Annotated in this window: 11 protein-coding genes and 1 other RNA gene; 4 read left to right on the plus strand and 8 right to left on the minus strand. The window is 40.4% G+C overall.

Translation table 11 applies throughout. The features are described from left to right. Positions 1-141 precede the first annotated feature (141 nt). From rpoZ to SST111_RS03225, 3 genes are all read right to left on the minus strand, one after another. Positions 142-456, minus strand: a complete 315-nt coding sequence (rpoZ, locus tag SST111_RS03215) for a DNA-directed RNA polymerase subunit omega (protein WP_004195201.1) — start codon at positions 454-456, stop codon at positions 142-144. 32 nt (positions 457-488) lie between these two features. After that, positions 489-1,109, minus strand: coding sequence for a guanylate kinase (gene gmk, locus SST111_RS03220; protein WP_029176710.1), 621 nt, complete (start codon positions 1,107-1,109; stop codon positions 489-491). Positions 1,110-1,229: 120 nt separating this feature from the next. Continuing rightward, positions 1,230-2,843, minus strand: a complete 1,614-nt coding sequence (locus tag SST111_RS03225; protein WP_029174577.1) for a ribonuclease Y — start codon at positions 2,841-2,843, stop codon at positions 1,230-1,232. A gap of 129 nt (positions 2,844-2,972) precedes the next feature. Here SST111_RS03225 and SST111_RS03230 point away from each other — a divergent pair, with 129 nt between their 5' ends. After that, a complete protein-coding gene (locus SST111_RS03230; RefSeq protein WP_099810011.1) occupies positions 2,973-3,455 on the plus strand; it encodes an S-ribosylhomocysteine lyase in 483 nt (160 codons plus the stop codon). 219 nt (positions 3,456-3,674) lie between these two features. On the opposite strand, the gene SST111_RS03235 is transcribed toward SST111_RS03230, so the two are convergent. The 5 genes from SST111_RS03235 to SST111_RS03255 all read right to left on the minus strand — a co-directional run bounded on the left by SST111_RS03235 (position 3,675) and on the right by SST111_RS03255 (position 7,812). Next, a complete protein-coding gene (locus tag SST111_RS03235) occupies positions 3,675-5,129 on the minus strand; it encodes a cell division site-positioning protein MapZ family protein (RefSeq protein WP_099810012.1) in 1,455 nt (484 codons plus the stop codon). Positions 5,130-5,138: 9 nt separating this feature from the next. Further along, a complete protein-coding gene (locus SST111_RS03240) occupies positions 5,139-6,305 on the minus strand; it encodes a THUMP domain-containing class I SAM-dependent RNA methyltransferase (protein WP_044683148.1) in 1,167 nt (388 codons plus the stop codon). 53 nt (positions 6,306-6,358) lie between these two features. Continuing rightward, an RNA gene (rnpB, locus tag SST111_RS03245) (RNase P RNA component class B) lies at positions 6,359-6,724 on the minus strand. A gap of 142 nt (positions 6,725-6,866) precedes the next feature. Then, positions 6,867-7,202, minus strand: coding sequence for a cell division regulator GpsB (gene gpsB, locus SST111_RS03250; RefSeq protein WP_024377208.1), 336 nt, complete (start codon positions 7,200-7,202; stop codon positions 6,867-6,869). A gap of 70 nt (positions 7,203-7,272) precedes the next feature. Further along, on the minus strand, positions 7,273-7,812 hold the full coding sequence (locus tag SST111_RS03255; protein ID WP_099810013.1) for a DUF1273 domain-containing protein: 540 nt from the start codon (positions 7,810-7,812) through the stop codon (positions 7,273-7,275). A 65-nt stretch (positions 7,813-7,877) separates the two neighbouring features. Here SST111_RS03255 and recU point away from each other — a divergent pair, with 65 nt between their 5' ends. The 3 genes from recU to rsmG are packed head-to-tail and all read left to right on the plus strand — an operon-like array spanning position 7,878 to position 11,422. Beyond that, complete coding sequence (recU, locus tag SST111_RS03260; RefSeq protein WP_099810014.1) at positions 7,878-8,495, plus strand: Holliday junction resolvase RecU; 618 nt, start codon at positions 7,878-7,880, stop codon at positions 8,493-8,495. After that, on the plus strand, positions 8,476-10,650 hold the full coding sequence (gene pbp1a, locus SST111_RS03265) for a penicillin-binding protein PBP1A (protein WP_257211365.1): 2,175 nt from the start codon (positions 8,476-8,478) through the stop codon (positions 10,648-10,650). Before recU ends, pbp1a begins: the two co-directional genes overlap by 20 nt. A gap of 58 nt (positions 10,651-10,708) precedes the next feature. After that, the gene (rsmG, locus tag SST111_RS03270; RefSeq protein ID WP_099810016.1) at positions 10,709-11,422 is read left to right on the plus strand and encodes a 16S rRNA (guanine(527)-N(7))-methyltransferase RsmG; all 714 of its coding nucleotides are present in this window, start codon (positions 10,709-10,711) and stop codon (positions 11,420-11,422) included. Positions 11,423-11,500: the final 78 nt, after the last annotated feature.

The raw sequence follows: 11,500 nt of genomic DNA on the forward strand, positions 1-11,500 counted from the left end.
TTAGTGCACCCTTTTGTCTAGAAAATCATCTAAAAATTAATCAACTTTCTATTGACTTTTTACCACTAGACTTTCTGTCAAAACTTTCATCATTCCGTAAGTGAAAAGAAACCCGGATGGTAATCCCAACCGAGTTTTCTATTAAATCTTTTCGCCTTCTTCTTTTTCTTTAGCGATTTGTTCTTTGATTTTCTTCTCTTCCTCTTCTGCCAAACGCTTCGCTTCTTCAGCACGGCGACGAACTGCCTCACGTTTTGCTTCTGGATCTGGGTGGATAACCACATTGCCAGATTCAATTTCTTCCAAGGCACGAAGGGTTGATTTTACTGAAGTAAATTCTTGAGTTGGCTTTGCACCTGCTTCCAATTCATGGGCACGTTTTGCCTCAAGAATAACCAAGGAATACTTAGATGGTACCTTGTCCAACAAGGTATCGATAGATGGTTTCAACATCATAGTTCTATTCTCTACTTTCTGTTAAGGTTCTGTTACTTGTTCACATCACGAATCATTTCGTCATAACGACCGATTACGCGATCGACACGGAAATGCTCTGCTTCGATAATTCGTTTGACACGTTCAGCTGCCAAAGGAACTTTATCATTGACAACCGCATAGTCATACTCGCGCATGAGGGCAATCTCTTCTTTGGCACGTTCGATACGTTGCGCAATGACTTCCTCACTGTCTGTCCCACGACCAACCAAGCGATCTTGTAGTTCTTCCAAATCTGGTGGCGTCAAGAAAATGAAAACACCGTCTGGAACTTTTTTCTTCACTTGGAGGGCACCCTGTACTTCAATTTCTAAAAAGACATCAATTCCCTTATCAAGAGTTTCATTGACATAGGTCAGAGGTGTTCCATAGTAATTTCCAACGTACTCTGCATATTCCAACATTTGACCCTGGCGAATCAAATCTTCAAATTCCTCACGACTACGGAAGAAATAGTCAACTCCATCAACTTCTCCCGATCTCTGTGGACGTGTCGTCATGGATACAGAATATTCAAATTTATTATCAGAGCTTTCAAAAATTTCCTTTCGAACTGTTCCTTTTCCAACACCAGATGGGCCAGAAAAGACAATGAGTAAGCCTCGCTCTTTCATGATATCTCCTTTAAAATCTTTCATTCTAGTGTAACAAAAATCCCTAGGAATTTCAACTGATTTTAAATGAGCAAACTATTTTTTCAAACAGAAAGAGGAGCTAGTCTAGCTCCCCCTGACTTATTTAGCAATATCTGTCGCTCTTGTTTCACGAATGACAGTGATTTTGATATTTCCTGGATAATCCAAGTTATTTTCAATTTTCTCACGGACATCGTGGGCCAAGATGGTAATTTGATCATCTGAAATCTTATTCGGATGAACAATAATCCGTACTTCACGACCTGCTTGAATAGCATAGGATTGCTTAATCCCGTCAAAGCTATTAGCAATTTCTTCCAAGTCTTGTAGGCGTTTGATATAGGCCTCCATAGACTCACGGCGAGAACCTGGACGAGCTGCACTCAAGGCATCTGCCGCAGCCACAATAACTGCAATAGTACTTGTCGCTTCTACATCGCCATGGTGACTAGCAATCGCATTGATAACAATTGGATTCTCTTTATATTTCTTAGCCAATTCTGTACCGATTTCAACGTGGCTTCCATCCACCTCACGGTCAATAGCTTTACCAACGTCATGTAGGAAACCAGCTCGCCGTGCTAAATTCACATTCTCGCCCAATTCAGCAGCAAGTACACCTGCTAATTTAGCAACTTCGATTGAGTGGCGAAGAACATTTTGTCCATAAGAGGTACGGAAATGTAAACGTCCCATGATTTTAATCAAGTCTGGATGGAGGTTTGGTGCCCCAACTTCATAAGCAGCAGCTTCCCCATACTCACGAATACGATTATCCATCTCTACACGGTATTTCTCAACCAACTCCTCAATACGAGCTGGATGAATACGACCATCTTGAAGCAAGGTTTCCATGGTCATACGAGCAATCTCGCGACGAATAGGGTCAAAACCTGATAGAACAACCACTTCGGGTGTATCATCAATGATAACATCGATACCTGTGAGACTTTCAAAGGTACGAATATTTCGACCCTCACGTCCAATAATCCGTCCCTTCATCGCATCATCCGGTAAATGAACCGATGTAATCGTCTGCTCAGCCACATATTCACCTGATATACGTTGCATCGCTTGGGCTAACAAGTCCTTTGCCATCTTGTCAGAACGTTCTTTTACTTCACGCTCTGCTTCCTTGATACGAGTCGCAATTTCATGCGTCAGTTTATCACGTGTATCGGTAAGGATGATTTCCTTCGCCTCTTCTTGACTGAGGGCCGCCACTCGTTCTAACTCCAAAGCTTTTTGTTCTTCGAGTTTTACAACTTCTTGTTCACGCTCATCAATGTGCTTAGCTTTATCGGTCAGACTTTGTTCCTTTTGTTCCAAAGTCTTTTCCTTGTTGGTCAAATTGTCGTCTTTGCGGTCCAAGCTGGTCGCCCGCTCTGTCAAGCGTGATTCGATTTGCTTCAACTCTTGACGTTCTGACTTAAATTCTTCTGCAATTTCTTCTCGGTACTTACGAGCTTCTTCCTTAGCTTCCAAGAGTAATTCTTTTTTCAAGGTCTGGCGATCGCGCTCAGCTGTTTTTAGAATAACCTCAGCTTGCTCTTCTGCTCGACCACGAACATTACTAGCTTCTTGTTCTGCATTTAAAAGTGTCAATTCTGCAGTTTCTTTTGCAGATTTCATCTTCAAAGAAATGGCAAAGTAGCCAATTACTAAACCAATGAGAGCAGAAACAAGTGTCACTACTACTGTAATGATATTCATATTTCTACCTCTTTTTTTATAATTCGATTTTCACAAAATCTGTATCTATTTTATCATATTTGAAACGATTTCACAATTCCAAATTGTCAAATATGGTATAATAAATTCATCACTTATTTGGAGGAAACCATGAAAAAAGAAGTCACTGTCGAAAGCTTCGAGCTAGACCACACTATTGTGAAAGCACCTTACATCCGCTTAATTTCTGAAGAAGTCGGACCAAAAGGAGATATTATTACAAACTTTGATATTCGCCTTATCCAACCCAACGAAAATGCAATGGATACAGCTGGTCTACATACCATCGAGCATCTATTAGCTAAACTAATTCGCCAGCGCATCGATGGGCTAATCGACTGCTCTCCTTTCGGATGTCGGACAGGTTTCCACATGATTATGTGGGGAAAACAAGACTCTGAAACGATTGCTCAAGTCATCAAGTCGAGTTTGGAAGAAATTGCAGAAGGCATCACTTGGGAGGATGTCCCTGGAACAACCATTGAATCATGCGGTAACTACAAAGACCACAGCCTTCATTCAGCTAAAGAATGGGCCAAACTAATCCTTTCTCAGGGAATCTCTACCGATGCCTTTGAAAGAAAACCAATCTAACAAAAAAAACGGATACACCGCTCAGAACGTAGACAAAATCCTAAAATATAAAAAAATGAAGAAGTTTGCGAAAGATAGCAAGTCATTAAACTCTTAGAAACATTGATATTTCGGCGTTTCTGAGAGTTTTTTTATTTTCAACATAAAGAAAAAAGATTGAAGAAAATTGTCCAAAATGAACTTTTTCTTCAATCTGAAGCGGCTAAAACGCTTTTTTGTTTAATAATCCAAGGCATCAGAATGACTAGCACCATTGCCGACAAAGTAGCCTGTCTTACAATTTATAGAGAACAAGTAGGTCCCATCTGGTTTAAACATATTGTAGTAGCCATTACCGTTGATAATATTAACTTTTTCCAAGATATATTGATTGCCTGTTATATACCCACGTTGTTGCGAGATAGTCACAATATTTTCAAGGATACCTGGATTGAAATTCCACGCTTCATTGTTTACATCATCAATCATTGCTTGATTATAAGGAACACGACTGCGGTCACGTTGCAAGACGACACCAGCTGGCATGGCAATACCAAAGTCGGTTGTGGAGCCTGAAACCGTTGTTGAAGCGACTTCTGTTGTCGCTGGTACACCAGTAGATACAGTTTCATCAGCACTTTGGTTGCTTGTGACTGCAGCCTCACTTGCTACCGTAGCCGAAGCGACTTCCTGTTGTGAACGACCAAAATTCACGACCGATGCCAATAGACTGTCAACCGCACTAATCCCTGTCGTTGTCGCAGAAAGAGATTCTCCTGATTTAACCGTCGCCGTTGTATCAATTTCACCATTAACAACGACTTCTTTATCAAACTGACCATTAATGGCCTGAATGGCTGCAATGGCTTTTTCAAGATGATCATACTGTTCTTTAGCTTTGGTATAACTGTCCAAATTCTTATCCAATTTTTCCAACAGCACTTTCAGTTCTGCTAATTTACCAAACTCTGAATTTTTTAGCTTGGTCAAACTACTATCCGTAAAGAAACTATTATAGAGCTGTTCAAAAGCAGTCACATTCGCATCTGTCGAACTTGAGGCTGTCGATGACGTCTGGCTTGTACTTGTTGAACTTGAAGAAGTCGCAGTATTCGATTTGTTAACCGAATTCATCCAAACCAACGCCGTCGCCATTACACCAATCATTGAAAGCCCTACTGCTGACCAGAAGTAAAATTTCTTTTTCTGATCCCTATCTGCGCCCTCACTATGGTCCAAGTCTTCGGCTTCATCTTCTTCCAATTCTAAACTAGAATCATCTGCCACTGGAGATAACCCCTCCATTGCTACGGTACTTGCAATCACTGTTTCTTCCAAGGTTTCCATCGGAGTTACCGAAAGTTCTTCTACAATAGGAGCAATCTCCTCACTAACTTCCGTAAGAGAAGACTCATTTGCTTCTACCTCTTCCGCGCTTTCACGTCCTTGATTTTTTTCCTCATCAGCCACCTCAACTAAAGGAAGAGGATTGATTTTGGTTTCAAATTTTTGAGATTCAATTTCTGCGCGGTGTTGCTTGATGTAACGATCCAAGAGACCATCATCTTCTGTCACACCCGCTTCAATCTCCTTATGTTTTTTGACTGCTTCTTCGATTGTTAAATCTTTCGCCACTTCAAAATCTAAAACTTTCTCCTCATCCAAAGGAAGATGATGACTATTTTTTTCTCCCACAATGTCCTCCTATCCTTGCACTTCTTGTACTTGACGTTTCACTCGTTGACCAAAAAATTGATAAAGATCCACTTTTAGGGTCCCATTATATAGTTTGCGTTTCTTATCCGCTTGCTGTCCAAAACGGGTTTCAAACAACTCATCACTAGTTAGAATAAACTTAGACCATGTTTTGAGTGGTTCAAAAGTCTCCCCCATTTCTCGATACAGGGTAACAATGGCTTCATCATCCAACAAACGTTCTCCGTAAGGTGGATTAGAAATGATGACACCATTAATTTTATCTGAACGCAAGTCTTGCACACGCATTTGCTTGAAAACAATATCCTGCTCAACTCCTGCCGCAAATGCATTCTTCTTCGCAATTTCAATCATACGAGCATCAATATCTGATCCAGCAATATCTAATACCAAATCTGTTTTGATAGAAGCTTGCGCTTCTTTGCGTAATGCAGCCACCAATTGATCCTCAACCCACGGCCATTCCTCAAATGCAAAACTTCTCTTCAAACCCGGAGCTATATTTTTGGCCAACATAGCTGCCTCAATACAGAAAGTTCCCGATCCGCAAGTAGGGTCAATAAGCGGTTTATCTGGATACCAATTCGATAATTGCAAAATAGCAGCTGCCATATTTTCTTTGATTGGTGCGCCACCTTTTTCCACCCGATAACCACGTTTGAACAAACTAGAACCTGTCGTATCAATCATGACTGTCGCCACATCTTTCAAAATCGACACTTCAATTTTAAACTCTGCCCCCATCTCTTGCAAGGGAACCCCTTCGGGACGAGAGAAGTGTTTCTGCAGTTTCTTAACAACTGCTTTCTTAGAAATAGCCTGCACACTTGGTTCATTATGCAATTTCGATTTGACACATTTGGCCTTGGAAATAGGGAACTTGCAGCCCAGAGGCAAGTAATTTTCCCAGTCCAAGTTAAAAACTCCTTGGAACAACTCTTCAAAAGTCTTTGCTGGAAATTGTCCAACAATGATTTTAATTCTATCTGCTGAACGCAGCCAGATATTGGTTTCGATAATGGATTTTACATCTCCTTGGAATCGAACACGGCCATTTTCCACTTGACATTCATAGCCGAGATTACGAATTTCTCGACCCACAACCGCTTCCAGACCTGCTGCTGCCGTTGCAATCAACTCAAATTGTTTTTTCATTTTTTTCCTCTACAATAAAAGCTAGCAGAGCTAGCTACCTATTTTATGCAATTTTCTGTAAGCCATGTTTTGTTCCGGTGGTACTAGGTTCTACCACCTTCGATAACCATCTGTCTACTGTTCTAAACAGTCAGGATTTCTGTTCATTTCCATCCATCCCATGCCCCGACCAAAGTTTGGGTTGCTAGCTTGAGGGGTTTACCGCGTTCCATTTTTTACGTTTCCATAAAAACTTCGTCACTGTGGCACTTTCAGATCTACTCTGGCATATCAAAAGACTTAGCCATTTTAACCGCCGTAACGCCCAAGGGCGTCCCTAGGCTTATTGATTCGCCTAGCACAAACACTACTGGCATCTCAGCCAGTGCTAGCATGGACTTTCCTCATGGTAGAAAACTACCACGCGATTATCCAAAAATTGCACCTTAATATCTTAGAACTTGTATCTACAAAGCAAGCCACTTTAAATCAAGGAATATCTCTGACACAAATACAGAATGTATTTGTGCACAAGAAAATTACTGCGAATAAAGTGTCAGTTTAGGTGTACAATTTTCTATTCTATTCTTGACCCTGAACGATTTGTTTTCCAAATACTTCTTTCTCCAGACGGTTCAGACGGCGGAGAATATCAAAGTTTGTCGCTGAAGATGGACGTTCTGTACGCAATACGTCGTTCGATTCTTCAGTAGGAAGAGTTGTTTTGGGAGAATTTGCTGCCTGCGCTTTCAATCTAGCAATTTCGCCTTTTAATTCCTTGATAATCGCTTCATAAGCATCATAGTCTTTCATAATATCATCAAGAAAATCGTTCACTTCATCTTGATCATAGCCACGAAAACCAATTTTAAAATCTTGCTCGAAAATATCTTTTGTCGTAAATTTAATACTTGCCATCTCTCTCTCCCTAATCTAAAACGTCACTACTACTATTATATTAAAAAAAATAGGGAAAAATCAAGTCAAATCACTCAGAATTTGAAAAATTTTCAGCCTCCTCATTCAATTCTTCAAAGGTAAGCGTTTTTCTATTATATCCTTCTTTCTTTAAGACCATGTGATATAAATATTTCAAATTGGTTTCATTTTCAGAATCGTAAAATAAATAACAACCTGTCGTATTATCCAGTAAAAACTGGTTATAGTCTCTAAATTGCCCTGGGTTTTCATAGCGTGGATAAGCATACTTTACAAAATCAACCTGCTTAAACCGTGCTAACTTTATTTGGTTAGCCTCATTCCACTGTTCGCCATGATTTTCAAATGGAAATATTGTTGCAATACTCAGTTGATACCCCTCGGCTCGTAAATCTTCTAAGACTTCTAAGGACCAGTATTCAAATCCCAATTGACCTGTCAGTATAAACCAACTAACACCCTCTTCTAAAAAACGAATAAAATTCCTACGAATTGCAGATTTAATAATGTGCAATCGAGGATCTTTTTCTGAAAAAATTCCCAGGTCTGTATGTCTATAACCTGCTACCAAAAGGCTCTTAGTATCCATTTCTTGTACTCTTTTCGCTAATTATGGTATAATATGCTGATATTATTTTATCAAGAAGGAGTTCTATGGTCAATTATCCTCATAAGGTGTCAAAAAAAATCAATAGAACCAGTCCTATTTCATCCCAGCGAGTAAACTTTGCTAATCGCGGAATGTCTTTTGAGGCCGCTATCAACGATAGCAATCAATATTACCTTGCGCACGGCATTGCTGTCATTCACAAGAAGCCAACTCCCGTGCAAATTGTAAAAGTTGATTACCCCAAACGGAGCCGTGCTAGGATTGTCGAGGCATACTTTCGACAGGCATCTACCACAGACTACTCTGGTGTTTTTAAAAGACATTATATTGATTTTGAAGCGAAAGAGACACGCCAAAAAGCATCTATGCCCATGAAAAATTTTCATGCGCATCAGATCGAACACATGAAACAGGTTGTAAAACAAGGTGGCATTTGTTTTGTCCTTCTTCACTTTTCAACATTAAAAGAAACCTATCTCTTGCCAGCCACTCATTTGATCGAATTTTATCAAGTAGACATGGGTAGTAAGTCGATGCCTCTAACCTTTATTCGACAATACGGCTTTGAGATTCAAATGGGGCGTTTCCCCAGCATCCCATATCTGGAAATCGTTGAAAAAAATCTATTAGGTGGTGAATCTTTTGAAAACTACAACAATTAAAAAAGCTCTTCTAATCACTGCAAATATTTTACTGGCGGGGGCTATCATTGCCTGCCTGGCCGGAGCTGCATTGGTTGTTTACTACATCCAAAGCGCCCCAGAATTGACAGAAGAATCTTTGACAGCAACTGTGTCAAGTAAAATTTACGATAAGAACGGAAATCTTATTGCAGATTTAGGAGCAGAAAAACGTTCGAATGCCAAGACTGAAGAAATTCCAACAGACTTGGTAAATGCGATTGTCGCAATCGAAGATCAACGCTTCTTCAATCATAGAGGGGTTGACGTGATTCGTATTGCAGGTTCCCTGATTAATAACTTGAGCGGAGGACGTTTGCAGGGTGGTTCGACACTTGACCAACAGCTTATCAAGCTGACTTATTTCTCGACATCCGTAGAAGATCAAAATCTAAAACGGAAAATTCAAGAGGCTTGGCTGGCTACTCAATTGGAACGCCGCAATACCAAACAAGAGATTTTGACCTACTACATCAACAAGGTGTATATGTCAAATGGTAATTACGGTATGAAGACTGCTGCTCTTGCTTTTTATGGAAAAGAGTTAAAAGATTTGACTCTTCCTCAATTAGCTCTTTTAGCAGGAATGCCCCAAGCGCCAAACCAATATGATCCTTATACCAATCCAGAAGATGCAAAAGCACGCCGCGATTTGGTATTGGCTGAGATGCTGGAAGAAAAGTACATTGATAATACCCAGTATGAACAAGCTGTTCTAACACCTGTAACAGATGGTTTGCAACCACTATCTACTGCAGCTGCTTATCCTGCTTATATGGACAACTATCTGAAACAAGTCGTTGAAGAAGTTGAAGCAAAAACAGGTTACAACTTGCTGACAACAGGGATGGATGTCTATACGAACGTCGATCCTGCCGCCCAGCAGCAACTTTGGAATATCTACAATACAGATATGTATGTCAGCTATCCAGATGATTTATTACAGGTAGCTTCAACGGTTGTGGATGTTTCTAATGGTAAAGTCGTTGCGCAATTAGGTGGTCGTAAACAGGAGACAAACGTCTCGTTTGGTATCAACCAAGCCGTTGAAACCAACCGCGACTTTGGTTCTACAATGAAGCCAATCACAGACTATGCTCCTGCTTTTGAAAACGGTATTTATACATCTACAGCAGATTTAATCTTAGACGGTCCTTATAACTATCCTGGTACAACAACTCCTGTCAATAACTGGGATAAACAATACTATGGTAATATCTCTGTTAAGACTGCTATTCAATATTCTCGAAATGTTACAGCCGTTAAAGCATTGGAAGCTACAGGCTTAGAAAATGCCTTGAAATTTTTGAATAGCGTCGGTATCGATTACCCTGATATTCATTACTCTAATGCTATTTCAAGTAATACATCCGATACTAGCAGTAAGTATGGAGCAAGTAGTGAAAAAATGGCTGCTGCCTACGCTGCTTTTGCCAATGGTGGCACTTACTACGCTCCACAGTATGTCAATAAAATTGTCTTTAGTGATGGGACAGTAACAGAATATGCTCCTAAAGGAACCAAAGTCATGTCTGCCGAGACAGCCTACATGATGACCGATATGATGAAGGCTGTTATGTCTTCCGGTTATGGATTAAACGCTTCTGTTAGTGGAGTTCCTATGGCAGGTAAAACAGGTACATCAAACTATACCGATAGCGAAACGGATACTATTCTAGCTTCAATTCCAGAAGCAAATTATAGCTACATGGTCGTTCCTGATGAAAACTTTGTTGGATATTCTAGTCAGTATGCAATGGCTGTTTGGACCGGATATACCAATCGTATGACTCCTATCCTTGATAACAGCATGCGAATTGCAACAGATGTCTACCACAATATGATGCTCTTTATGCATTCGGACTATACAGCTACCGATTGGGAGATGCCAAGCGGACTCGTACGTTACGGTTCCAATTACTATCTCAGAGGTAGTCGCTCACTATCCAATGCTTATAACACGTACACTAGCTCTAGTACAAGTTCTTCTAGTTCGACTGAAACTAGTGAAACGGCCGAAGCGACGACAACATCAAGCGAAACATCATCTGGAACTTCCACCGAGACTGCAACTTCTTCAACTGAAACTGCAACAACAGGAAACAATCCTGCGACGGGACAGACAGATGGTCAATAAGAAAATTCCCAGACTCTTCTGGGTTTTTCTTTTGCTTAAATTATGATAAGATAAGATTATGAAACCTGAAGTATTTTATAAAACCTTGGCAGACCAAGGTATTCAATTAAGCGACCAACAAAAACACCAATTTCATCGCTATTTCCAACTATTAGTGGAATGGAATGAAAAAATCAATCTGACAGCTATTACCGAGGAAAGCGAAGTCTATCTGAAGCATTTCTACGATTCTATCGCTCCAATCCTGCAAGGCCATATTCAGAACGAACCTCTTCGGCTTTTAGATATTGGAGCTGGAGCTGGATTTCCTAGCCTACCTATGAAGATCGTCTTTCCGCAACTAGATGTTACCATCATTGATTCTCTTAATAAACGAATTAACTTTTTACATTTGCTTGCCGAAGAACTAGAGCTCGAAGGTGTTCATTTCTATCATGGTCGTGCAGAAGACTTTGCACAAGATAAGAACTTCCGTGCACAATTTGACCTTGTCACAGCACGCGCAGTTGCCCGCATGCAGATTCTTTCTGAATTGACTATTCCTTATTTGAAGCTCAACGGAAAATTAATCGCACTCAAGGCGTCCAGCGCAGAAGATGAATTGACCCAAGCAAAAAACGCACTTAATCTCCTCTTCGCAAAAGTCATCGAAAACCACGACTATACTCTTCCAAATGGTGACCCTCGAACATTGACCATCGTCGAAAAGAAAAAGGAAACTCCAAATAAGTTTCCACGCAAAGCTGGTACGCCAAATAAAAGACCCCTTTAAACATAATCATGACCACCCGTCAAACGGGTGGTTTGAACAAGGGCTATAAGCCCACATCACCAGCCAGCGCCTAAAGAC

This window comes from Streptococcus suis YS161 (genome assembly GCF_002760245.1).
Taxonomy (GTDB): Bacteria; Bacillota; Bacilli; order Lactobacillales; family Streptococcaceae; genus Streptococcus; species Streptococcus suis_I.